Origin of the sequence: Collimonas sp. OK412 (assembly GCF_900112135.1) — a bacterium.
GTDB classification, from domain to species: Bacteria; Pseudomonadota; Gammaproteobacteria; order Burkholderiales; family Burkholderiaceae_D; genus Collimonas; species Collimonas rhizosphaerae.
In genome coordinates this window covers 194,711-217,590 of sequence record NZ_FOLC01000005.1, presented here as the reverse complement: position 1 = coordinate 217,590, position 22,880 = coordinate 194,711, and the positions used below count along the sequence as shown (strand labels likewise).

Annotated in this window: 28 protein-coding genes; 13 read left to right on the top strand and 15 right to left on the bottom strand. The window is 62.0% G+C overall.

Features of this window, described 5'->3' with window-relative positions; genetic code table 11:
* Positions 1-405: 405 nt before the first annotated feature.
* The 8 genes from BM062_RS07990 to BM062_RS07955 form a co-directional block, all read right to left on the bottom strand.
* A complete protein-coding gene (locus BM062_RS07990) occupies positions 406-1,551 on the bottom strand; it encodes a D-alanyl-D-alanine carboxypeptidase family protein (protein WP_092395567.1) in 1,146 nt (381 codons plus the stop codon).
* 223 nt (positions 1,552-1,774) lie between these two features.
* Positions 1,775-2,410 carry an alpha/beta hydrolase gene (locus BM062_RS07985; RefSeq protein WP_092395565.1) on the bottom strand — a complete coding sequence of 212 codons (636 nt, stop codon included), beginning with the start codon at positions 2,408-2,410 and terminating at the stop codon, positions 1,775-1,777.
* 42 nt (positions 2,411-2,452) lie between these two features.
* Entirely contained in the window at positions 2,453-2,773 is a 321-nt protein-coding gene (locus BM062_RS07980) for a (2Fe-2S) ferredoxin domain-containing protein (RefSeq protein ID WP_041742684.1), read from the bottom strand.
* Positions 2,774-2,835: 62 nt separating this feature from the next.
* Entirely contained in the window at positions 2,836-4,005 is a 1,170-nt protein-coding gene (locus BM062_RS07975; RefSeq protein WP_092395563.1) for a VanZ family protein, read from the bottom strand.
* Positions 4,005-4,607, bottom strand: a complete 603-nt coding sequence (locus tag BM062_RS07970; RefSeq protein WP_092395561.1) for an ABC-type transport auxiliary lipoprotein family protein — start codon at positions 4,605-4,607, stop codon at positions 4,005-4,007. Before BM062_RS07970 ends, BM062_RS07975 begins: the two co-directional genes overlap by 1 nt.
* A 51-nt stretch (positions 4,608-4,658) precedes the next feature.
* On the bottom strand, positions 4,659-5,606 hold the full coding sequence (locus tag BM062_RS07965) for an MlaD family protein (RefSeq protein ID WP_092395559.1): 948 nt from the start codon (positions 5,604-5,606) through the stop codon (positions 4,659-4,661).
* A gap of 27 nt (positions 5,607-5,633) precedes the next feature.
* Complete coding sequence (locus BM062_RS07960) at positions 5,634-6,404, bottom strand: ABC transporter ATP-binding protein (RefSeq protein ID WP_092395557.1); 771 nt, start codon at positions 6,402-6,404, stop codon at positions 5,634-5,636.
* Positions 6,404-7,528 carry an MlaE family ABC transporter permease gene (locus BM062_RS07955; RefSeq protein ID WP_092395555.1) on the bottom strand — a complete coding sequence of 375 codons (1,125 nt, stop codon included), beginning with the start codon at positions 7,526-7,528 and terminating at the stop codon, positions 6,404-6,406. The genes BM062_RS07960 and BM062_RS07955 overlap by 1 nt, the downstream gene beginning before the upstream one ends.
* 207 nt (positions 7,529-7,735) lie before the next feature.
* On the opposite strand from BM062_RS07955, the gene BM062_RS07950 reads away from it, so the two are divergent.
* From BM062_RS07950 to BM062_RS07940, 3 genes are read left to right on the top strand one after another with little or no spacing between them, the layout of a single operon-like run.
* Entirely contained in the window at positions 7,736-8,578 is an 843-nt protein-coding gene (locus BM062_RS07950; protein WP_092395697.1) for a biotin--[acetyl-CoA-carboxylase] ligase, read from the top strand.
* Positions 8,579-8,581: 3 nt separating this feature from the next.
* Entirely contained in the window at positions 8,582-9,349 is a 768-nt protein-coding gene (locus BM062_RS07945; RefSeq protein WP_092395553.1) for a type III pantothenate kinase, read from the top strand.
* Positions 9,350-9,352: 3 nt separating this feature from the next.
* Entirely contained in the window at positions 9,353-10,045 is a 693-nt protein-coding gene (locus BM062_RS07940; RefSeq protein ID WP_092395551.1) for an SPOR domain-containing protein, read from the top strand.
* A 3-nt stretch (positions 10,046-10,048) separates the two neighbouring features.
* Here the strand turns inward: BM062_RS07940 and BM062_RS07935 are convergent, their stop codons facing one another.
* Positions 10,049-10,255, bottom strand: a complete 207-nt coding sequence (locus tag BM062_RS07935) for a cysteine-rich CWC family protein (RefSeq protein WP_092395549.1) — start codon at positions 10,253-10,255, stop codon at positions 10,049-10,051.
* Positions 10,256-10,806: 551 nt separating this feature from the next.
* Here BM062_RS07935 and argB point away from each other — a divergent pair.
* A complete protein-coding gene (gene argB, locus BM062_RS07930) occupies positions 10,807-11,709 on the top strand; it encodes an acetylglutamate kinase (RefSeq protein WP_014008176.1) in 903 nt (300 codons plus the stop codon).
* A 59-nt stretch (positions 11,710-11,768) separates the two neighbouring features.
* Here the strand turns inward: argB and BM062_RS07925 are convergent, their stop codons facing one another.
* Positions 11,769-12,485, bottom strand: coding sequence for a pseudouridine synthase (locus BM062_RS07925; RefSeq protein ID WP_092395695.1), 717 nt, complete (start codon positions 12,483-12,485; stop codon positions 11,769-11,771).
* 99 nt (positions 12,486-12,584) lie between these two features.
* On the opposite strand from BM062_RS07925, the gene BM062_RS07920 reads away from it, so the two are divergent.
* The gene (locus tag BM062_RS07920; protein WP_092395547.1) at positions 12,585-12,932 is read left to right on the top strand and encodes a low molecular weight protein tyrosine phosphatase family protein; all 348 of its coding nucleotides are present in this window, start codon (positions 12,585-12,587) and stop codon (positions 12,930-12,932) included.
* A gap of 51 nt (positions 12,933-12,983) precedes the next feature.
* Here BM062_RS07920 and BM062_RS07915 read toward each other — a convergent pair whose 3' ends face one another.
* A complete protein-coding gene (locus tag BM062_RS07915) occupies positions 12,984-13,568 on the bottom strand; it encodes a DNA-3-methyladenine glycosylase I (protein ID WP_092395545.1) in 585 nt (194 codons plus the stop codon).
* Positions 13,569-13,770: 202 nt separating this feature from the next.
* Here BM062_RS07915 and BM062_RS07910 point away from each other — a divergent pair, with 202 nt between their 5' ends.
* Together BM062_RS07910 and BM062_RS07905 are read left to right on the top strand one after the other, a co-directional pair.
* Positions 13,771-14,622: a D-amino acid aminotransferase gene (locus tag BM062_RS07910; RefSeq protein ID WP_092395543.1), complete on the top strand. Its 852-nt coding sequence runs from the start codon at positions 13,771-13,773 to the stop codon at positions 14,620-14,622.
* 159 nt (positions 14,623-14,781) lie between these two features.
* Complete coding sequence (locus BM062_RS07905; RefSeq protein ID WP_092395541.1) at positions 14,782-15,069, top strand: DUF493 family protein; 288 nt, start codon at positions 14,782-14,784, stop codon at positions 15,067-15,069.
* 12 nt (positions 15,070-15,081) lie between these two features.
* On the opposite strand, the gene gcvA is transcribed toward BM062_RS07905, so the two are convergent.
* Positions 15,082-16,008 (bottom strand): transcriptional regulator GcvA, encoded by a 927-nt coding sequence (gene gcvA / locus BM062_RS07900; RefSeq protein WP_092395539.1) that lies wholly within the window; start codon positions 16,006-16,008, stop codon positions 15,082-15,084.
* A 159-nt stretch (positions 16,009-16,167) separates the two neighbouring features.
* On the opposite strand from gcvA, the gene BM062_RS07895 reads away from it, so the two are divergent.
* The 4 genes from BM062_RS07895 to lipA all read left to right on the top strand — a co-directional run bounded on the left by BM062_RS07895 (position 16,168) and on the right by lipA (position 18,919).
* Positions 16,168-16,476, top strand: a complete 309-nt coding sequence (locus tag BM062_RS07895; RefSeq protein WP_175500924.1) for a DUF2917 domain-containing protein — start codon at positions 16,168-16,170, stop codon at positions 16,474-16,476.
* A 4-nt stretch (positions 16,477-16,480) separates the two neighbouring features.
* Positions 16,481-17,119 carry a glutathione S-transferase family protein gene (locus tag BM062_RS07890; protein WP_254784991.1) on the top strand — a complete coding sequence of 213 codons (639 nt, stop codon included), beginning with the start codon at positions 16,481-16,483 and terminating at the stop codon, positions 17,117-17,119.
* 76 nt (positions 17,120-17,195) lie between these two features.
* Complete coding sequence (lipB, locus tag BM062_RS07885) at positions 17,196-17,870, top strand: lipoyl(octanoyl) transferase LipB (protein WP_092395535.1); 675 nt, start codon at positions 17,196-17,198, stop codon at positions 17,868-17,870.
* Positions 17,871-17,908: 38 nt separating this feature from the next.
* Positions 17,909-18,919, top strand: a complete 1,011-nt coding sequence (gene lipA / locus BM062_RS07880; protein ID WP_092395533.1) for a lipoyl synthase — start codon at positions 17,909-17,911, stop codon at positions 18,917-18,919.
* Between the two features lie 34 nt (positions 18,920-18,953).
* On the opposite strand, the gene BM062_RS07875 is transcribed toward lipA, so the two are convergent.
* Positions 18,954-19,952 (bottom strand): aldo/keto reductase, encoded by a 999-nt coding sequence (locus tag BM062_RS07875; RefSeq protein ID WP_092395531.1) that lies wholly within the window; start codon positions 19,950-19,952, stop codon positions 18,954-18,956.
* Between the two features lie 100 nt (positions 19,953-20,052).
* Between BM062_RS07875 and BM062_RS07870 the strand changes: the two genes are divergently transcribed.
* Entirely contained in the window at positions 20,053-20,949 is an 897-nt protein-coding gene (locus BM062_RS07870; RefSeq protein ID WP_092395529.1) for a LysR family transcriptional regulator, read from the top strand.
* An 80-nt stretch (positions 20,950-21,029) separates the two neighbouring features.
* Positions 21,030-21,641 (top strand): SH3 domain-containing protein, encoded by a 612-nt coding sequence (locus tag BM062_RS07865; RefSeq protein ID WP_092395527.1) that lies wholly within the window; start codon positions 21,030-21,032, stop codon positions 21,639-21,641.
* 67 nt (positions 21,642-21,708) lie between these two features.
* On the opposite strand, the gene BM062_RS07860 is transcribed toward BM062_RS07865, so the two are convergent.
* Complete coding sequence (locus BM062_RS07860) at positions 21,709-22,125, bottom strand: F0F1 ATP synthase subunit epsilon (RefSeq protein WP_092395525.1); 417 nt, start codon at positions 22,123-22,125, stop codon at positions 21,709-21,711.
* A 96-nt stretch (positions 22,126-22,221) separates the two neighbouring features.
* The gene (gene pcp / locus BM062_RS07855) at positions 22,222-22,875 is read right to left on the bottom strand and encodes a pyroglutamyl-peptidase I (protein ID WP_092395523.1); all 654 of its coding nucleotides are present in this window, start codon (positions 22,873-22,875) and stop codon (positions 22,222-22,224) included.
* Positions 22,876-22,880 lie beyond the last annotated feature (5 nt).

Here is a 22,880-nt window from a genome sequence, read left to right as displayed (position 1 = left end):
GATTGAAATTCGATATAGCGAAAAATTTAGAAGCTAGAAGCTAGAAGCGAAGAGGCGGGGCGAGGGGCCATGACGTGGCGTGATAGGCGTACGGCTGGAAACCGATGAAGCTGAGCATCATGTCATTCCTCCTGTTGTACAGCCATGTGCTGGCGCCGCATTGTGGTGGGCGCCGCATCATTTTGTCGTGGCCAGGGTTGGTCACGGGACTGCAGTGTATCCCCACATTTTGCTCTCGGACAATCTATTTAATTGTTACGTGGAAACAAAATTGTAACCAGATGATACAGAGTGATACAGTTGTCCAGCCATTGCATGCGAATGATTATTGGTAAAAAAATGACAGCCGCGGCTGTCATTTTTTTGATGGTACCAGCGGGGCGGAAAGCCCCGGGTTCACTGCATTTATTTGAACAGCAGACGGATCGAATCCCAGGCGCGGCCGAAGATGGTGGCCTGGGCCACGTCTTCCAGCGCCACCACCGGAAACTCGGCAATGGTCTTGCCGTCGGCGTTTATCTTGACCGTGCCGACCTTGGCGTTTTGCTGGATCGGCGCGATCAGCGGATCGGTGCGTTCCAGCACTGGCTTGATCTTCTCGGCGACGCCCTTCGGCACGGTGACGTAGACGTCATGCGTGAAGCCGATCTTGATCTGGTTCTTGGCGCCTTTCCAGACTTGCGGCGTATCGATCGCCTGGCCCTTGGCGTACAGCTTGACGGCATCGAAGTTCTGGAAACCCCAGTTCAGCATTTTTTGCGCTTCCTGGGTACGGGTACCGTCGGAATTGGTGCCGATCACGACTGCCAGCAGGCGGCGGTCGCCGCCTGCGTTCGGGCGCTTGGCGCTGGCGATGATGGAATAGCCGGCGCTGCTGGTGTGGCCGGTCTTCATGCCGTCGACGGTCGGATCCAGCCACAGCAGGCGGTTGCGGTTAGGCTGGGTGATCTTGTTGTAGGTGTATTTCTTGGTCGAATCGATCTTGTAGAACTCGGGGAAATCGACGATCACGTGGGCCGCCAAAGTCGCCAGGTCGCGCGCGGTGGAGTAGGTATCGGCGCTCGGCAAGCCGTGCGGATTGCCGAAATGCGTGCTCTTCATGCCCATGCGCTCGGCTTCGTGGTTCATCAGCGCGACGAAGGAATCTTCGGTGCCCGCGACCGCTTCCGCCAATGCCACTGCGGCGTCGTTGCCCGACACCACCATCAAGCCGTACAGCAGGTCGTTGATCGACACCGGCGTCGCTGGATCGATGAACATTTTCGAGCTGCTTGGATCGACCTTCCAGGCGCGCACCGAAACATTGACCATCTGGTCGAGGCTGATTTTCTTGGCCTTGAGCGCATCGAAAACCACATAGGCGGTCATGATCTTGGCCAGCGAGGCCGGTTCGATGCGCATGTCAGGATCTTGCGACGCCACTACCTGGTTGCTGGTGGTATCGAGCAGCAACCACGATTTGGCGGCTACTGTCGGCGGCGGCAATGTCTGCGCAAAGGCAACGGATATGGAAAGGACAGTGGCAGCAAGCGCCGCGAGTATTTTTTTCATGGAGTATCGAGTAATGAAATCAGTAGCGATAGAGCTGCATCATGTGAACAACTGGTGTAGACGATGAGCAACTTTATCTGCTTAAGGGGTTGAAAAATGCGTAAGCGGAGGCGGCAAGCAAACAACCGCATACAACCATGCCGACAGAATTATAGCCCCACTGCCTCCCCGGACGGCTTAAACACTATGCCAGCATGCTTGCATCGTCTTTAAACCGCGTCTTTTAGCGACGCCACATTTCGACCATGAGATTCTTGATATGTTGCAGCCGGCGATGAAAAAAATGATCGGCGCCGGGAATCACGATTACCGGGATGTCTTGCGGACGCGCCCATTCGAATACGGCAGCGAGCGGAATCGTATCGTCCAGCTCGCCGTGGATCAGGATGGTGTCGGCCGGCACGGTCGGCATCGGCCATTTGCCGGCGGCGGTGCCGACCAGCACCAGCCGGTCGGCCGGCGTGCCGGCCTGGCTCAGGCGCTGCTGCAATTGCGCCTGGACGAAAGTGCCGAACGAGAATCCGCCGAGCACCAGCGGCAGGCCGGGATACTGCTGGCGCATGTGGGCCAGCAGCAGCGCCATATCGTCGGTTTCGCCGCGCCCTTCGTCATGCACGCCTTCGGATTTGCCGACGCCGCGGAAATTCATGCGCACCGTGGCATAACCCAGCGCCAGGAAACCGCGCGCCAGCGTATGCACTACCTTGTTGTCCATGGTGCCGCCGAACAGCGGATGGGGATGCGCCACCAGCGCCAGGCCGCGCGGCGCGGCGAAGGTTGAAGGATCGGGCAGGTCTAGCGCGCATTCGAGCTGGCCGACAGCGCCGGCGATGAAAAAGGGAAGCGTTTGGGCGTTCATTGCATTGATGGTTCTGAGTGATGGCGACGGAATGCGTGTTGCTTAGATTTTGAGGCGTTCGACAATCTTGCCGCCGACGATATGGACATCGATGATTTCGTCGATGTCTTCATTGTCGACGTAGGTGTACCAGACGCCTTCAGGATAAATCACCAGCGCCGGCCCCTCTTCGCAGCGTTCGAGGCAGCCGGCCTTGTTGATCCGCACCTTGCCTTCGCCGGCCAGGCCGAGCTGCTTGACGCGGCGCTTGGCATGCTCCTGCGCGGCCTGGGCCCCGGCGTTGGCGCAGCAGACGCGTTCGCCCGGTTCGCGCTGGTTCAGGCAAAAAAATACGTGGTGTTCGTAAAACGGCTTATCGCTCATGGCAGGATTCTGGAATAGTTGACCAATACAGACGGGAATCATACACCGCCGCCATTTTGATTTCAGGAGCGGGGCTGCCGCGAGTCGCGCTGCGCCAGCTCGCGGCGCCGCTTGTGCATCGGATGGAACAGGAACCACAGCGTGCAGAACGGCCACAGCAGGGCCAGGAACTGGGCGACGCCGTTGAAGTTCAGGAATTTCCCCTGCGACCAGGTTTGCACGGTTTCGGTGTAATACGGATTGTCCGGCATGACATTGACCAGCAACAGCGATATGGCCAGGGTCAGCCCGGCCAGGCGCCGTTGCGCCAGCTGCGGCGCATAGGCCAGGCCGCTCAGCATGAGGCCGCCGATCAGCAGGCCGCCGAATGAGCCGGGGGTCAGCCAGACGAAGGCGTTGTCGGGCGCGAACAGCAGCGCCGTCGCCAGGATCTTGGTCATCAGCGTGAGAAACACCAGCAGCAAGGTCAGCGGCAATTTCGGCGCCTGCTGGCGCAGCAGGATCAGGAAGGTCAGGGCGGCCCCGGTCAGGCCGCAGGCGGTGATGATGGTCTCGGTCAGCCAGTACTGGTCGGCGCTGAACTGGATATCGTTGGTCAGCCAGGCTTGCAGGTCGATCGGCTGTTCCAGCAAGTCGGATAGCCAGGTCGACAGCATGGAGGTGAACTGGCCGAAGCCGAACAGGTGGCTGAGCGGATAAATCTGCGCCAGCGGCCACAGCGCGACCACCACCATGCCCTGGCTGGCTTCACGGTTGAACCAGTGCTCGCGCAGTTGCAGCAAGCGGCTGTCGGGGCCGAAGCGCGGTCGCAGGATGACGCCCAGCACCGCGCCGAGAAAGGCGCCGGCGCTGTTGGTCATCAGGTCCAGGTTGGAGGCGACGCGGGTCGGCAGGAAGGTCTGCACCGCCTCCATGGCGCCCGAGACCAGGATGCCGGCCAGGGTCGCCAGCAATACCGACCAGTACGGCGACCAGCGGCGCGAGCGCGGCAACGACAGCACCATCAGCATGCCTAGCGGCAGGTAGCCGGCGATATTGGTCCAGACATCGAACACGGTCCAGTAATGCGGCAGCGGCGCGCCCAGGTAGGCGAAGGCGGTCAGGCCGAGGTCGCGCCAGCCGGCAAACGGATACCAGCTGGCGTAGATGATCAGCAGCAGGTAGATCAGCAGGCTGACGCGGGCAAACGACGACGCGGCTGAAGAATTTGAAACGGTTGCTTGTTGCGTCATTATTTTTTCGGTGCCACTGTCGCCAGCCAGCTCATCAGCTCATCGATCACGCCGTCATTGGCCGCCACGAAAGCGCTGGCGGCGCCGGCGGCGTCGGCGCTGGGAGTCGCGGCCTGGCGGCTGAAGCTCTTTTGCGCCAGCAGCGTGCGGCCGTTGAACAGCGAAGCCCGTACCTGCAGCGTCGCCAGGCTGTGCGAGGGAGTATCGAAGGTTTGCGTGAAATCATCCATGTCGATGCGCAGCAAAGGAATATTCAGCGCGGCGTCCGACATCGCCAGCACCGTGCCGCCAGCCTGGGCCAGGCGCGATTTCAGGCGCTGCTGGAACAGCTGCGCCGGTGGCATGGTCCAGCGGCTGGCGGCGTATGGCCGGGGCTGCAGCTGGTTGGCGTAGGCCAGGCGGAAATACATCATGTTGTTGTCCAGCCAGGCCGGCGCATTGACATCGGCCACGCTGACAGCGGGCAAGGCTGGGGCGGCGGTCGCGGCTGCGGGAGGCAGCAGGCCGAGGTCGTATTGGGTCGGCGCGTCGACCTTGCTGGCGCAGCCCGCGACCAGGGCAAGCGCAAGGAACGACGACAGGGTTTTCAAGATAGCGGTCATGGCATGCCTTAATCGGTTGGCGGCAGAGTGCGATCTTTGCCGCGCGAATGTTTATTTTCCTGGGGCGACAAAACCCGCTTCGCCGGGTCCGGGAGGCAGCGGCTTGCTGCCGAACAGGATGCTTTGCGGCTGCTGGTTGAGATGGTCCAGGGTCTGGTTCAGGCTGCGCATCGACGAGCGCGCTTCCGTGGTCAGCACATTGAAACGCGGCAGCGTATCGTATTCGACGCCATTGGCGACCGAGCCGATATTCTGCACCGCCCCGGCCAGGTTGGCGACAGCGCCGTCCGGTCCTTGCAGGCTGGCGGTCAAGGTGTTGAGGTTCTTGCTGAGCACCATCATGTTGTTGGACAGCGCCGTGACCGAGGCCAGCGCCTGGTTTAGCTGGCTGGTCAGGGCCGGCAGCTGGTTCAGGGTCGGCTGCAGCTGCTGCGGGATGCCCTGGTATTCGTTGACGGTCTTGCTGACGTCGCTGAACGCTTTCACCATGGTTTTCTGGTTCTCGGGATCGAGCAGGCTGTTCAGTCTTTCCACCGTATCGTTGGCGCGCGACAGAATCACCGCGCCCTTGCTCTGCAGGTTGTCGAACAGGCTCGGCCGCAGTTCTATGCGCGCCAGGTGCTGCTTGCTGCTGTCGAGCTTGAGCGGCTTGCTGCCGTCGTCGTCGAGCTGGATATAGGCGATCCCGGTCACGCCCTGGTAGCCCAGGGTGGCGAAGGTGGACTGCGTCATCGGCGTATCCGGATTGACCTTGATCTTGATCAGGATCTGCCCCGGCGATTTCGGATCGAAGGTGATGGTGTCGACCTTGCCGGCATCCAGGCCGCGGTAACGCACGTCGGCTTGCGGATTGAGGCCCGGCACCGACAGCTTGGTGGCGATTTGGTAAGGAATCCGTTCCACCCGGTCGCTGTTGAACCACATGACGCCGAACAGCGCCGCGATCAGCAAGGCCACCGTGAACAGTCCGGCGATCAGGGCATGCGCTTTATTTTCCATAAGACTTCCTATTTACGCTTTCTGCATTTATCCGCAAGTTTCATGCTCAAAACGGTTAGCAGTAAGAAAAAATGTTTCGATGAACGGATGCCGCACTTTCATCACGCGCTCCGGCGTGTCGTAGGCGATCACATGCTTGTCCGCCAGCACCGCGATCTTGGTCGACAATGCCAGCAGCGGCTCCAGGTCGTGGGTGATCATCACTACCGTCAGGCGCATGTCCTTGTGCAGCGAACGGATCAGCTCGATAAAAGCGGCCGACGATGCCGGATCGAGCCCGGCCGTCGGTTCGTCGAGAAACAGCAGTTCCGGTTCCAGCGCCAGCGCACGCGCCAGGGCCACCCGCTTGATCATGCCGCCGGACAGGTCGGACGGCATTTTCAGCGCATGTTCAGGGCCGATGCCGGCCATCTGCAGCTTGAGCAGGGCGGCGTCCCGGATCAGCCGGTCCGGCAAGGCGCGCAACTCGCGCATCGGCAGCGCCACGTTGTCGAGCACGGTCAGCGCCGAAAACAGAGCGCCCTGCTGGAACAGCATGCCCCAGCGGTTTTGCAGCGCGTACATCTGGTCGACATCGGCCTGGCTGATATCGGTGCCGAACACCGTCACCTTGCCCTTGGTCGGCCGGTTCAGCCCGAGTATCTGGCGCACCAGCGTGGTCTTGCCGGAACCGGAACCGCCCACCAGGCCGACGATCTCGCCGGCTTCTATGCGCAGGTCCAGGTCCTGGTGGATCACCGCCTGGCCGAACTGGGTCCAGAGCTTGTCGACCTCGATGATGGGTACGTGCTCGGCCATCAGAATCCCACGCCGCTGAAAATGATCGCAAACACCGCATCGGCCACGATCACGATGGTGATGGCGGTCACCACCGAGGTGGTGGTGCCGTGCCCCAGGCTTTCCGTATTCGGTTCGATGCGCAGGCCGAAATAACAGGCCACCATCGCAATCAGGCCGCCGAACACCGCGCCTTTGCCGAGGCCGATCAGGTAATTGGGCAGCGGCACTGCGTTCGGCAACTGCTGCAGGAAATAAGTCGGCGACAAACCCAGCTGCAACTGCGCGGCGACCATCCCGCCCAACAGCGCGATGGCGTCGGTCCAGATGACCAGCAAGGGCATCGCCACCAGCAACGCCAGCACGCGCGGCAAGATCAGCCGGAAGCCGTGCGGCAAGCCCATCACCAGCATCGCGTCGAGTTCTTCGGTCACGCGCATCACGCCCAGCTGTGCGGTGATCGCCGAGCCGGAGCGGCCGGCCACCAGGATCGCCGCCAGCAACGGCCCCAGTTCGCGGATAATGCTCATGCCGAGGATGTTCACCAGGTAGATATCGCCGCCAAAGGTATGCAATTGCTGTGCCGACAGGAACGACAGCACCACGCCGATCAGGAAGCCGACCAGCGCCGTAATTCCCAGCGCCTGGTAGCCGACGTGGTAGACGTTGGCGGAAATCTCTTTCCACGGCGCCCGCTGCGGCGCGCGCACCATGCGCAGGAAATCCAGCACCAGTTGTCCCAGCAGGGTGATAAAGCCGGACACATGCTCCAGCATCTCGGCGCCGATGTCGTAGATCACGTTGAACAGGCGGCGGCGCGGCGGCTTGGGCGGTAATGCCAGGGTGCCGGCGCTGGCCAGGCGCTGGAAAAAATCGCGGTGCTGCGGCGCCAAGGTCAGTTGCCTGGGCCGGGTTTTGCCCCATGCGTTCCACAGGAATTGCGCGCCGATATGGTCCAGCGTGCCGATCCCCGACAAATCCCAGCGCAATGCGTCGTTTTTCCCGCCCAGTTTTCTCAGCTTGGCCTGCAATTCCCAGATCACCCCCGGCTGCGTCAAGGCATGCACCTGCCAGTTGCCGCGGGCGGCTACCAGGCTGCCATCTTTAAGATCGAGAACAGGAGTAGTGGAATCTGGGTTCGGCATCGTGTCAGTTTAAGGGAGAATTGCTTTCCAGACTATTACGGCAGTGATAAAACCCGGCCGGAAACGCCGCTCGGATAAGCGATTTAACGGTTTCCAGAGAAATATGCCATACGGATTAGCGGCGCCGTTGTTTTTTATTGTGTTTTCATGGGGAATCCCGCGCATGGCGAGCCGCATTCCGGCATAACTCCCGCTACAATGCGCGGCATGACTGTCCAATTTATTGCACCAATTTCGCCCGCGAGCCATTTGTCGGCCGCCCGCATCACCGCATTTGCCGGCTACCACGCTGAACAGTGCCAGGTCGAGGTAGTGGCCGAGACCGGCTCCACCAATGCTGACCTGCTGGCGCGCGTCGCCAGCGGTGACCGCTCCAGGGCGCTCGGCGCGCCGACCTTGCTGGCGGCGCAGACGCAGACTGCCGGCCGCGGCCGCGCCGGCCGCGCGTGGCTGACGGCGCCGTCGGCGGCGCTGACGTTTTCGCTGGCCTGGCCGTTTGCCGCGCCGTTGCAAACGCTGGTCGGCCTGCCGCTGGCGGTGGGCGTGGCGATTGCCGAGACCCTGGCCGATTTCGGCGTCGAGGTCCAGCTGAAATGGCCGAACGATGTCTTGCAAGGCGGCCGCAAGCTGGCCGGCATCCTGATCGAAACCGCGACCGCGCCGGACCAGCAGCTATGGGCGGTGGTCGGCATCGGCATCAATCTCGCCATGCCGGAACAGCTGCAGGAACAGATCGGGCGCCGCACCGCCAGCCTGCCGGCGGCGGCGGCGCAGGACCGCGACCTGCTGCTTGGATCGCTGCTCAGCGCGCTGGCGCAGACCATGCGGCAATTCGAAAACGCCGGCCTGGCGGCTTTCGTCGAGCGCTGGAACCGGCTGCATGCGTTTGCCGGCCAGCAGGTGCTGATCCTGGACCAGGGCAAGACGCTGCATGAAGGCCGCGCGCTGGGCATCGACCAGATCGGACGCCTGCTGCTGCAAACCGATGGCGGCAGCAGCCCGATTGCGATCATGGCCGGCGACATTTCATTGCGGCCGAAGGAAGACTGAACCATGGGCATGCTGTTGATCGATGTCGGCAATACCCGCATCAAATGGGTGCTTACGGCCATGCCGCAGCCAGGCGACCTGGCGGGCGCGTGGCTCGACAGCGGTTCGGCGGCGCTGGGCGAACTTGCGGCGCTGAGCGAACGCTGGCGCAAGCTGGCGGTGACGCGCATACTGGTTTCGAACGTTGCTGGCGAACATGTGCAAGAGCGCCTGCAGACGCTGCTGGAGACGGTTTTCGGCGCCGCCGTGCGGCCCCACTGGTTTGTTTCGCTGCCGCAGCTGGCCGGCCTGCGCAACGCTTACCGCGACCCGGCGCAGCTCGGATGCGACCGCTTTGCCGCAGCGCTCGGCGCGCAACGCCTGTTTCCGCAGCAGACCCTGCTGGTCGCCACCTGCGGCACGGCGACCACCATCGATGCGGTCAGCGCCGACGGCGTGTTCAGCGGCGGCATGATACTGCCGGGGCTGGGCTTGATGGCGACCTCGCTGGCGCGCAGCACCGCGCGATTGCCGCATGTGACGGACCATGTGCAAGTCAACACGCTGTTTGCCGACAACACCGACGACGCCATCATCAGCGGCTGCATCAACGCCCAGGTCGGCGCCATCGAACGGGCCTTTGCGTTGCTCGGCCGGCAATCTGGCGCGCATATACTTTGTGTCGTGGCCGGCGGTTCGGCGGCGCTGGTGGCGCCCTACCTGTCCATCGCCCACGAAACAGTTGATAATCTGGTATTGATCGGTTTACAAACTGCCGCGGCAACTCTTTAAGCTATGTTGAAAATAATTTTCTGGCTGTTGTTATTGGCGAATGCCGCCTTGTTTGCCATGCAAAAAGGCTATCTCGGCGCGCTCTACAGCGACGGCAGGGAGCCGGCGCGCATCGGCAGGCAGCTGCAGCCGGACAAGATCCGCATGACCGCGGCCGAGAATGTTACGGCTCCGGCAGCGGTTGCCTCGCTCGCCAGCGCCGCGCTGGCGCCGGCGCCCACGGCCGCTGAACTGGCGCCGGTGGCCTGCACCGAAGTCGGCAATTTCACCGCGGCCGAAGCGCGGCGTTTTTCGAGCCAGCTGGCGGAACGCGTGCCGGCCGTCAAATTTGTCCGCCGTGAAACCCAGGAAGTGGCTAGCCACATGGTCTACCTGCCGTCGCTGGGCAGCAAGGAAGCGGCCGACGCCAAGGCCGACGAGGTGCGCCGGCTGGGGATCAGCGACTTTTTCGTGATCCAGGATTCGAGTCCGCTGCGCTATGGCATTTCACTGGGCATTTTCAAGACCGACGAAGCGGCGCAAAAGCAGGTCGCCAGCCTGGCCAAGCGCGGCTTGAGCGGCGCCAAGGTCGGCACGCGCAGCGTCAGTTCCAGCAAGGTGGCGTTCCAGCTGCGCGACCTGGGCGGCGACGCCAAGCTTGCCTTCGACAAGATCAAGCTGGATTTTCCTGCCCAGGAAGTGCGCAGCTGCCCTTAGTCCTTAGGGGGAGGTTTTTCCTGCGGCCGGTTCCTGTTTCTGTTTTTGTTCGTGCCGCAGCAGGCGCTGCAGGCAATCCGGGCAATAACATCCTGCCGCCGTGAGGCTGGCCCCGGCCAGCGACGGCACGCGGCTGCACCAGCAGGGCTGGCTCGCATGCTGGCTGGCGCCGCAGGAGAACTGTTGCCGGCAGGCGGGACATTGCGCCATTCCGTTTATCCTTTGAAGGCTTGTGGGCGTAGTGAGGGAAACCGCTGTCAGGATAACCATCTTCCCGGCATTGATATATCTAGAACTCATTTCATCAATATCCGTGAGATGCGTTCTTGCCAGAAGAGGCGCTGGCAAGGAGCACAACGCGGCCAGCGCCTCTTCTGGCAAGAACCCTTCGGGAACGGGCTATTTGGGCGTATTGCTGCGTTGCGCCGCTTGCCAAGGGAACCACCCTTGGCTGCGCGACGCGCCTTGCACTACATCCCAAATAGCCGCGTTCGCACTCACGGATATTGATGAAATGAGTTCTACGCAACATCGCATGATTATTGGCGTGTCAGCCGTACCTAAGCAAGCGCATTTCCATGTAAAATCGCGCTGATCCATCGCGCAGCGATTTTTAACTCCCCCAGAGTTGCAGTCTTTGCACCCTTTTACTTTCTTCTGACAAACTGTTTCAGGTCGACGGGTCGTTAGCCACCGGTATTGAACCGCGCCGCGACCACGCAGCACCCCCAGCTTTTCGGAACTCTCTCGTAGGACTGTTCATGGCCGATTTGACCAACGATCTTGCCAACGTTGCACCAGGAATCAAAGCGGAAATTCTGGCCGAGGCGTTACCTTACATCCGTCAATTCCACGGTAAAACCATTGTCGTCAAATACGGCGGCAACGCCATGACCGAAGAACGCCTGAAGCACGGCTTCGCGCGCGACGTGATCCTGCTCAAGCTGGTCGGCATGAACCCGGTGGTGGTGCATGGCGGCGGCCCGCAGATCGACAATGCGCTGAAGAAAATCGGCAAGCAGGGCACTTTCGTGCAAGGCATGCGCATCACCGACGAAGAAACCATGGAAGTGGTGGAGTGGGTGCTGGGCGGCGAAGTGCAGCAGGATATCGTGATGCTGATCAACCACTACGGCGGCCAGGCGGTTGGCCTGACCGGCAAGGACGGCGGCCTGATCCGCGCCCGCAAATATCGCATGCCGGACCGGGAAAAACCGGGCGAATTCCTCGACATCGGGTTTGTTGGTGAAATCGAAGCCATCAATCCGGCCGTGGTCAAAGCCTTGCAGGACGACGCCTTCATTCCGATCATTTCGCCGATCGGCTTTGGCGCCGACGGCCAGGCATACAACATCAACGCCGACGTCGTGGCCGGCAAGATCGCCGAGATCCTGCATGCGGAAAAGCTGATCATGATGACCAATATTGCTGGCGTGCAAGACAAGCAAGGCAACCTGGTGACGGACCTGTCAGCCCGTGAAATCGACGAAATGTTCAAGGACGGCACCATCTCCGGCGGCATGCTGCCGAAGATTTCATCGGCGCTGGATGCGGCCAAGTCGGGCGTCAATACGGTGCACATCATCGATGGCCGGATCGAGCATTCGCTGTTGCTGGAAGTGCTGACCGAACAGGCGTTCGGCACCATGATCCGCTCGCACTGACTGCCAGGAGCCCCCGGAAGCAAAAGCGCAAGACTCAGGTCCTGCGCTTTTTTTTTGCGCTACGCAGGCACCAGCAAGGCCAGGTGCTCCGGTTCCAGGTAGCACCATTCTCCCAATTCCAGTTCCAGCGCTTCCAGCGTCAGGCCGCCGATGGCGGTGCGGCGCAAGGCTGAGCAATGGTTGCCGGCGGCGACCAGCATGCGCTTGACCTGATGGTATTTGCCCTGTTCCAGCACGATTTCGATTTCATGCGTGCCCAGCACACGGCAGCTGACGGCCGCCAGCGTTTGCGGCTCGTCATGCAGCTTGACGCCGGCCAGCAGGCTCTGCACCAGTTCTTCGGTGACAGGATCATGGGTGGTGGCGACGTACAGCTTCGGCACATGCCGCTTGGGCGACGACTGGGCATGGATGAAGCTGCCGTCGTCCGACATCAGCAGCAGGCCGGTGGTGTCGTGGTCGAGCCGTCCGACCGGCTGCACATCGCGCCAGCTGAATTGTTCCGGCAGGATGCTCAGCACCCCGGGATGGTGGCTGGGTTTGCGCGAGCATTCGATATCGGCCGGCTTGTTGAGCACGATATAGACGTGTTCGCGGTAAGTCCATTCTTCCTCGAACAGGGTGAACACCAGGCCGTCGGTGTCGGGCGTGGACTTGTAGTCGGTGACGGCGGCGCCGTTGATGACGACTTCGCCGTCTTCAATCAGCTCGCGGCAATATTTTCGGCTGCCGAAACCCTGCGATTGCAGGATCCGGTCTAAGGTCAGTTTAGGCATGGCGGCAATGTAGCAGAACGCTGTAAAGACGGAAAGGGGCGGCGCGCGATGTACCATGTTGCCAGAATAAATAAATCGCCGTCACCGGCAAACCGGTAAATGACCAAATTACTCTTTGTCTGCAGCCGCAACCAATGGCGCAGCCCCACAGGCGAACAGGTATGGCGGCGCCAGCCCGGGATACAGGCGCGCTCGGCCGGAACCAGCCCGAATGCGCGCAGGAAAATCAGCGCCGGCGATATCAGCTGGGCCGATGTGATTTTTGTGATGGAGAAAAAGCACAAGAACCGCATCGTCGCCGAGTTCGGGCGCCTGCTGGAGCACAAGACCATCCACGTGCTGGATATTCCGGACGAATACCAGTACATGGATCCGGAACTGGTCGAGCAGCTGACCGAGGTTGTCGCCCACCTGCTGGCGGCTGCGGGCGGCCGGCAGGCGGACTGAGCCGCTTTAAGCCGGTTGAGCCGGTTTCGCGGCGTTCAATGACTCTTGGCGTTACTCTACTACCGCCTGGTGCCGGAAGCATTCGACGCAATGGTCGTTGACCATGCCGATCGCCTGCATGTAGGCGTAGATGATGGTGGAGCCGACGAATTTGAAGCCGCGCTTGGCCAGGTCCTTGGAAATGCGGTCGGACAAGGGCGTCGTGGCTGGATTGCCGCCCAGCAGCGTCCATTCGTTCTGGATCGGCTTGCCGTCCACATAGGCCCACAGGAAAGGCGCCAGGCCGCCGGCTTCGGTGCGCAGCTTGAGATAAGCCTGGGCGTTGCTGATGGCGGCGGCAATCTTCAGGCGGTTGCGGACGATGCCGGCGTCGGCCAGCAGGGCGGCGACCTTGTCCTGGTCGTAGCGGGCGATTTTTTTGGCGTCCCAGTTGTCGAACGCGCGCCGGTAGTTGTCGCGCTTGTTGAGGATGGTTTCCCAGCTGAGGCCAGCTTGCGCGCCTTCCAGGTTCAGCATTTCGAACAGCCGCACCTCATCGTGGCAGGGCTTGCCCCATTCTTCGTCGTGGTAGGCCAGGTAGCGCGGATTGGCGGGATTGGCCCAGGCGCAGCGGGTGAGGACGGGGGTGGTGGTCATGGTCGGGATAAGAGAAGAAGGCGAGAGGGGCGCTTCCTCGAAGTTGAAGTATGCACATGCTACCGCATCGCACCGGAATCATCCTGCCGTGGCGGAAAAGGGGAGGCGGCGCATCCGCCTGTCTTCCGCATACTTTTTTTGCATACCCTGCACGCCGGCGCTGTGCCAGAATTGAATCCTCTACTTTTTCAGGAATCCGATCATGCAAGACCCGCTGGTTTATCTTAACGGCAGCATGACGCCGCTGTCCGAAGCGCGCATCCCGGTACTCGACCGCGGCTTCATTTTTGGCGATGGCGTGTATGAGGTGATTCCTATCTACGGCCGCAGGCTGTTCCGTTCCGAGCACCACCTGGCGCGCCTGTTCCGCAGCCTGGCGAAAATCAGTATTACAAATCCGCATGACAGGGAGCAGTGGCTGGCGCTGATCCAGGGCGTGATCGACGCCCATCCGGCGCATGACCAGATGGTCTACATCCACGTCACGCGCGGCGTCGCCAAGCGCGGCCACGCGTTCCCGAAAGAAGCGCTGGCGCCGACCGTGTTCATCATGACCAATCCGCTGGTATTGCCGAGCGACGCGCTGCGCGCCAGCGGCGTGCCTTGCGTTTCGATGGAAGACCAGCGCTGGCTGCATTGCGAAATCAAGTCGATCTCCCTGCTGGGCAATGTGCTGGCGGCGCAAAATGCCGCCGAGCACGGCGTGGTGGAAGCGATCCAGTTTCGCGACGGCTGGCTGACCGAAGCGTCGTCGTCGAATGTCTGGATCGTCAAGCACGGCAAGCTGTTGGCGCCGCCCAAGGACAACCTGATCCTGGAAGGCATCCGCTACCGCCTGATCGAGGAGTTGTGCGCCGCCGGCGGCATTCCGTTCGAAGCGCGCCGGATTGCGCGCGAAGAGGTGTTCGCTGCCGATGAAGTGCTGCTGTCGTCGGCCACCAAGGAAGTGCTGCCGGTGGTGTCGATTGACGGCAAGGCTATTGGAAACGGCGCCCCCGGCCCCATATACAAGCAGTTATACGAGGCTTATCAGCAAGCCAAGGCTGCTGCCTGAAAGAGACTGGTTTCTTTTGGATAGCTGGACGGATGGTTGCAGGGTGGAAAATTTTCCGCCCTGTTTTCATTCACACAAGCCGTTCTTGCAGAATGGCGCCCCGCTGATAAGCCAGGAGAGTAAACTACCCGTCTGCAACATCACTAAAGAGTAAAGACCATGACCGACCTGACCAAGCCAATCGATCCAGCCGACAGCCTGATCGAATATCCAAGCGTGTTCCCCATCAAGATCATGGGGCCGACGCACGATGCTTTCGCAGAGACCATCATCGGCGTGGTGGTGCAGCACGATCCTACTTTTCATATCGACAAGCTGGAAGTGCGGCCGTCGTCCAAGGGCAATTACACCGGCCTGACGGCCAATGTGTATGCCGTCAACCGCGAGCAGCTGGATAACCTGTACCGGGCGCTGTCATCGCATCCGATGGTGAAGATGGTCCTGTAAATCCAAGGCGAATCATGGCTCGGGCGCCCCGGGCCATTCGCTTTGCGCCTTGAAAGCCCTCACCTCGTCCAGCAGCCAGCGATGGAAAGCCTGCACCTGCGGTTTGCTCATCGCTTCCTTGGTGCAGGCGAAATAATAGGATAGCGGGCAGCGCGCGACGACGTCGAACAAGCGCACCAGCTCTCCCGAAGCAATCTCCTGCAGCGCAATCGCGTGCCGCGTCAATGCAATCCCCAGGCCGTCCGAAGCCGAGCGCAGCAGCATCGAGGCATCCTCGATCAGCAAGCCGCCGGTCGGCTCCACCAGGTCGACGCCGGCCGTCTCGAACCACGGCAGCCAGGACGATTCCGTATCCATCCGCAACAGGCTGCACTGTTCCAGTTCCTGCGGCGTTTTCGGCAACTTGCCGCCGCGGTAGTTCGGGCTGGCCACCGGATAGTAAAAATCATCCATCAGTTTTTCCACCACCAGCCCCGGGTAATGCCCCAGGCCGTAGCGCAGGCCGACGTCGATCGGTTCGCGTTCGAGGTCGTTGAGATGATTGCTCGACTGCAGCACCACCTCGGTATCGGGATGCAGGTCGATGAATTTCCACAGCCGCGGCGCCAGCCAGCGCGCGGCAAACGAGGGCAGGGCGGAAATCGTCAATCGCTTTTGCTTGGCGTCCATCTTCAGCGCTTCGGCGGCAAACGCGATTTCATTCAGGGATTTGCGGATGACTGCGGCAAAACGCTGCCCCTGCTCGGTGATCGTGATCCGTTTACCGTGGCGGCTGAACAACATGATGCCCAGTTCTTGTTCCAGGGCCCGGATCTGATGGCTGATCGCACCTGGCGTCACATAGATTTCTTCGGCCGCACGCGAAAAGCTGTCGTTGCGGGCGGCCGCTTCGAAGGCGCGCAGGGCGGAGAGATTCGGCAGTTTTCTGAGATCAGCCATGTTATATGAATAAAATTAGCAAGGGGGAGGAAAATTACTCGTTTTGCAACCGCCTGCCGCGCGACTAGAATGGCTCTGTAGAAACAAGGAATGTCTATATCAAGCGGTTCAGCGGCTGATGTGGCATCCAATATACCAGCAGTTTCAAGGAGTGACATCATGAGAAAATTATTAGCTAACGAATCGTTGTCCATAGGCGCCGGCCAAGCCATGTCGGTCACTGCCCCGGTGGCCCAGACCCTGCAGATCATGCAAGGCCGCGTATGGGTGACGGTGGCGGGACAAGGCGACGACTACTGGCTGCATGCCGGGCAGTTCCTCAACGTTGCCGCCGACAGCCATATCGTCATCGAAGCCGTCAAGGGCAACAGCGTGGTGCAGATCCAGCGGCAATCGACTCGCCTGCCGGCTGCCAGCGCACGCGCCGGCCTCGGCAAGCCGTTGGGCGCCCGTCCTGTAGCCTGCTGACCTGATGTCCGGCATGCAAGACGAGATCACGCTTTACGGCAACGCAAATTCGGGACACGCCTATAAGGTCGCCTTGATGCTGGCGGTCAGCGGCGTGGTCCACGATTACCAGGCAATCGATATCGACCAGCTGCACGGCCAGCGGCCGGAGCCGTTTCGCAGCCTGGCCAGGTTCGGCCAGGTGCCGTTGCTGGTGCACAACGGCGAGCCGTATGCGCAATCCGACGCCATCCTTTGCCACCTGGCGCAGCACACGGGCGGTTTCGGCGCCGAATCGGCGAGCCGCATGGCGCGCGTGCACGAATGGCTGTTCTGGGAAGCCAACCGGCTCGGCATGTGTTTGCCGCAGCTGCGCTGGGCGCGCAGCTTTGCGCCGCAGGAATACCCTGCCGGCGCCGTCGACTGGTTGCAGGGGCGGTTTGACGTGGATATCGCCAGGCTGGAAGCGGAACTGGCCGATGGCCGCGCGTTCATCGTCGATGAACTGCCGACCGCCGCCGATTTTTCCCTGTGCGGCTACCTGTTCTGGGCCGACGCCGCCAAAGTCGCGCTGCCGCCGCATGTGGTCGCCTGGCTGCAACGCATCCGCGCATTGCCGAACTGGCAATCTCCCGAGAGTTTACTTGGCCCCCTGAGGACCTGACCGCGCGCCGGCGTGCCAGCCGCGGCGTATCGCCGTTTCTGCACGCCGGCCGCTTTTTTTCGTTACACTTGCGCTTATGTCCAGCGTGCAGCAGCTCCGTTCCCCCGATCATCCGCCCAGCCCCCAGATCATCCAGCGCGGCGTCGAGCCGTACTCCGTCAGTTTTGACGCGATGCGCGCGTTCACCGATTCCCGTTCCGCAGATACTCCGGACCAGCTCTGGATCGTCGAGCACCCGCCGGTGTTTACGCTGGGTTTGGGCGCCGATCCGAGCCACGTGCTGGCGCCCCATGACATCCCGGTGATACAGACCGACCGCGGCGGCGAAGTGACCTACCACGGACCGGGCCAGGTAGTGATTTACCTGCTGCTGGACTTGCGCCGCCGGCGTCCCGCCGCCCGCCTGTTCGTGCGGGAATTCGTGCAGGGCATCGAGCAGGCGGTGATCGACACGCTGGCAGCGTATAATCTGGCCGGTGAACGCAAGGCCGGCGCGCCGGGGATTTATATTGCCGACGGCGCCTGGCAAGGTGCGAAGATCGCCGCCCTTGGCTTGAAAGTAAGGGGCAGCGGCTGCACTTACCACGGTGTGTCGCTCAATGTCAGCATGGACCTGGAGCCTTTTTCCTGGATCAACCCGTGCGGCTACGAAGGCCTCGCCACCGTCGATATGAAAACACTGGGCGTTGATACAGCTCTCTCTGAGATGCAGTTAGCGCTTGCTCACAAACTGATTGACCGTTTTAACTGAGTCCCTTCCCGGGACTCCCGCAAGGAAACGCCTAGACCATGACCACAGAAACCACGCCGTCGCTGCCTGCCGAAACCAGCGTTGCCGCCGCCAGCTACAATCCGTCCGAAAAGCAAAAGGGCGCCAGCAAGACTGCGCGCATCCCGATCAAGATCATCCCGATCGAGCGTTTGCAAAAGCCGGACTGGATCCGCGTCAAGGCGGCCTCGCCATCGTCGCGTTTCTACGAAATCAAGGACATCCTGCGCGCCAACAGCCTGGTCACGGTATGCGAAGAAGCCAGCTGCCCGAACATCGGCGAATGTTTCGGCAAGGGCACCGCCACTTTCATGATCATGGGCGACAAGTGCACCCGCCGCTGCCCGTTCTGCGACGTCGGCCACGGCCGTCCCGATCCGCTTGACGTCAACGAGCCGGAAAACCTGGCCAAGACCATCGCTGCGCTGAAACTGAATTACGTCGTGATCACCAGCGTCGACCGCGACGACCTGCGCGACGGCGGCGCCGGCCACTTTGCCGAGTGCATCCGCCATGTGCGTGCGCTGTCGCCGAACACCCGCATCGAAATCCTGGTGCCGGACTTCCGCGGCCGCATGGACCGCGCGCTGGAAATCCTCAACCTGGCGCCGCCCGACGTCATGAACCACAACCTGGAAACCGCACCGCGCCTGTACAAGGAAGCGCGGCCAGGTTCGGACTACGCATATTCGTTGAATTTGCTGAAACGCTTCAAGGCCCTGCATCCGAACACGCCGACCAAATCCGGCATCATGGTCGGCCTTGGCGAAACCGATGAAGAAGTCTTGCAAGTCATGCGCGACATGCGCGCCCACGATGTCGACATGCTGACCATCGGCCAGTACCTGATGCCGAGCGGGAACCACCTGCCGGTGCGGCGCTATGTGCATCCTGACGTGTTCAAGATGTATGAAGAGGAAGCTTACAAGATGGGTTTCGCGCACGCCGCGGTGGGCGCCATGGTGCGCAGTTCCTACCATGCAGACCAGCAGGCACATGATGCTGGCATGGCTGTGAACGGCCAGCAGTAAAAAACGGCTTGCCCGGATGGGCAAGCCTGCCTGATCAAAGATTGATCATCTCCAGCTCCTTTGCGCCGTAGCGCTGGCCGACGATTTTTTCGTCCGGCAGCGCGGCGCGGATGGCAGCCAGTTCGTCGGTCCGCAGCACGATATCAGCCGCTGCTACATTCTCTTCCAGATGCTTGATTTGCCTGACCCCGGGGATAGGCATGATCTGTTCGCCTTGCGCCAGCAGCCAGGCCAGCGCCAGCTGCGCCGGCGTGCAGCCGCGCCGGTCGGCCAGCGTCACCAGCGCTTCAAGCAGGACGCGGTTGCTTTGCATCGCCTGATCCTGGAAACGCGGCAGCGTGCGGCGGTAGTCGTCGGCAGCCAGTCCTTGCGTGGTGTTCAGCTTGCCGGTCAGGAAACCGCGGCCGAGCGGACTGTAGGGCACAAAACCCACGCCCAGTTCGGCGCAAGCCGGCAGCACTTCATTTTCCTGGTCGCGGCTCCATAAGGAATATTCGGACTGCACTGCGGCAATCGGATGCACCGCGTGGGCGCGCCGCAGGGTGGCGGCGGAGACTTCCGACAGGCCCAGGTGGCGTACTTTGCCGGCACGCACCAGCTCGGCCATCGCGCCCACCGTATCCTCGATGGCGACTTGCGGATCGACCCGGTGCTGGTACAGCAGGTCGATGGTCTCCACACCCAGGCGCTTGAGCGAACCTTCGACGGCGGTCCGCACATGTTCCGGCCGGCTGTCGACACCGGCCATGCGCGCCACGCCTTCGCCGTGCGGCGAAATCCTGAAGCCGAACTTGGTGGCGATGGTGACCTGTCCGCGGACTGCCTTGAGCGCGCGCCCGACCAGTTCTTCATTGGCATAAGGGCCGTAGACTTCGGCGGTATCGAAATGGGTTACGCCCAGTTCGACGGCATGCTGCAGGGTGCGGACAGACTGCGCGTCATCGGCGCCGCCGTAGCCGAAGCTCATGCCCATGCAGCCGAGGCCGAGTGCGGAGACTTGCAGGCCGTTGCGTCCTAATGTGCGGGTTTTCATGGGAAATTCCTTTCGTAGTGGGATTGAAGCCAGTATCCTCTCCATCATTGCCAGTGATAAGCCATGTTATATTCAATGAAATACTGAAAGTAATTCATGAATGAATAAACCCGACCTCAGCGAACTGGATGCATTTGCCTGCGTCGCCCGCCATCGCAGTTTCAGCAAGGCGGCCCTCGAGTGCGGTGTTTCCGCGTCGGCCCTGAGCCATGCCATACGGACGCTGGAAACGCGGCTGGCGGTGCGCCTGCTCAACCGCACCACGCGCAGCGTGACGCCGACCGAAGCCGGGCTGCAGCTGCTGCAGCGCCTGGAGCCGGCGTTGCGCGAGATCGGCGAAGCGCTGGAGCGGCTCAACGATTTCCGCGATACGCCGCGCGGCACTTTGCGCCTGAACGTGCCGCGGCCAGCGGCGCGGCTGCTGCTGGCGCCGTTGTTTGCGCGTTTCCTGGCGGCTTATCCGCAGATTCGGCTGGAAGTGGTGACCGATGACGGCCTGGTCGATATCGTCGCCGGCGGCTTCGATGCCGGCATCCGTTTCGGCGAGAGCCTGGCGCAGGACATGGTCGCCTTGCCGTTGGGGCCGCCGGTGCGCCTGATCGTGGTGGCTTCGCCCATGTATGCGGCGCGCCGGGGTTTGCCGCGGCAGCCGCAGGAACTGAAACAGCATGCTTGCGTCGGCCGCCGCTTCCCCAGCGGCGCGGTGTATGCCTGGGAGTTCAGCAAAGACGGCGAGCCGCTGGCGATTGCGGTCGACGGCCCTTTGCTGCTGGACGACGATGAACTGATACTGCGCGCCGCGCTCGACGGCATCGGCCTGGCGTATGTCTATGAAGCGCAGGCGCAGGAATCGATAGAGCAAGGCCGCCTGCTGCGCGTGCTGGATGCGTGGTGCCCGCCGATGTCGGGATTCTTCCTTTATTACCCGAGCCGGCGCCAGATGCCGGCCACCTTGCGGCTATTCATTGCCATGCTGCGCGATAGCGGGTATCAGTGAATCGCATATTTCCATGAGGTAATTTTCGCGGTATTCTTGGCTGCGCCCCGGCATCGATTGTCAATCCATTGGAGGTGGTCATGTTTCGCATCCGTCTGTTACCGCTGATTGCAGTTGCCTGCCTCGGCCTGCCTGTTGCGGCAATTGCCCAGCAGCAGGCATTCACCAGCAAGAACGTCAACCTGCGCGCCGGTCCGGCGCGCGATTATCCGCTGGTGGCCCAGTTGCGGCCCGGCACGCCGGTAACGGTGGCTGGCTGTATCAACGGCTATAGCTGGTGCGATGTGTCGCTCCCTGACGGCAACCGCGGCTGGGTGTTTGCGCAGAACCTGAACTATCCCTACCAGGGCAGCCAGGTGCCGCTGATCACTTACGGCAGCGCTATCGGATTGCCGATCATCGCTTTCAGCATCGGCGCCTACTGGGGGCAGAATTATCGCGGACGTCCGTGGTACGGGCAGCAGTCGCATTGGGCGCATCGTCCGCACCATCGGCCGCGTCCGCCGGTAGTGGTGCGGCCGCCGCCGAGGCCGTTCCCGAAACCGCCGGTAGTGGCGCCGGGCCGGCCGCGGCCGCCCGGATTCGGCGGTGGGCACCGTCCGCCGCAAGGAACGAAGCCGCCAGGCGGCCGGCCGTCGCATGGCGGCAACAGGCCAGGCCGACCGGGCCAAGACAGGCCACAGCCGCGATAGGCCTGGCCTGGGCGCCTAGGCCGCGATCACGGTGATCTGCGACAAGGCGCCCGGCGCCTAAACCAGCTTATTTACCGCGCCGCATTTGCGCCAGCGTCGCCAGTTGCGCCGTGGCTTCCGCCAGTTCGGCTTGCGCGATGGCGTAGTCGATATTCGATGCCTGGTTTTGCAAACGTTCCTCGGCCTGCTGCCTGGCCGCGGTGGCTTTGGCTTCGTCGAGGTCTTTGCCGCGGATCGCGGTGTCGGCCAGGATGGTGACGGAGTGCGGCTGGATTTCGGCGTAGCCGCCGGCGACATAAATGTAATCGTCTTCGCCGCTTACCCGCTTGATATGGACCGCACCCGGCCTCAGGCGGGTCAGCAGCGGCGTGTGGCCGGGCAAGATGCCGAGCGAGCCGGCGATGCCTGGCAGAGTGACCAACCCGGCGCTCCCGGCGTATAACTCGCCTTCGGGACTAACGACCACGACTTGAGTTTCCGACATACGGTTTCCTGTAGCTAGGGCCTGTCCCCATTAAGCCAATGATACAAGATCGCCTGCACGGCATCAGGAAATTAACGCAATCCGCACCTGCTGCAATCAGTGCAGCTGGCCGCCGCCTTCTTCCACATCCTGTTGCAAGGTCATGGCGCTCTGCAGTGCGATGCGCAAACCTTCGACCAGCGTTTCCAGCGCCAGGCTGGGCTGGCCGGGATGACGCGCCGCCTGCGACGGAATGTAAGGGATATGGATGAAGCCGCCGCGCACCGCGGGTGCATGCGCCGCCAGCTGGTCCATCAGGCCGTAGAACACATGGTTGCAAACGAAAGTGCCGGCGGTTTGCGACACTTCCGCCGGGATGCCGGCAGCGCGCATCGCCTTGGCCATGCCCTTGATCGGCAGCGTCGAAAAATACGCCGCCGGGCCGCCGCTGCGGATCGGCTGGTCGATGGGCTGGCGGCCGGCATTGTCGGCGATCCGCGCATCGTCGACATTGATCGCCACCCGTTCCAGCGACATCTGGCTGCGGCCGCCGGCCTGGCCGACGCAGATCACCAGGGCCGGCTTGAGTTCTTCCATCAGCTGCCCCAGCACTTGCAGTGCCTGGCCGAACACGCAGGGCAGCTGGCGCGCCGCAACCTGGGCGCCGGCGCATGGCCAGCCGTCCAGCGCGCGTACCGCTTCCCACGACGGATTAAGCGGTTCCTGTTCGAACGGCTCGAAACCGGTGAGCAAAATTGTGTGCCGGGTCATGTGCT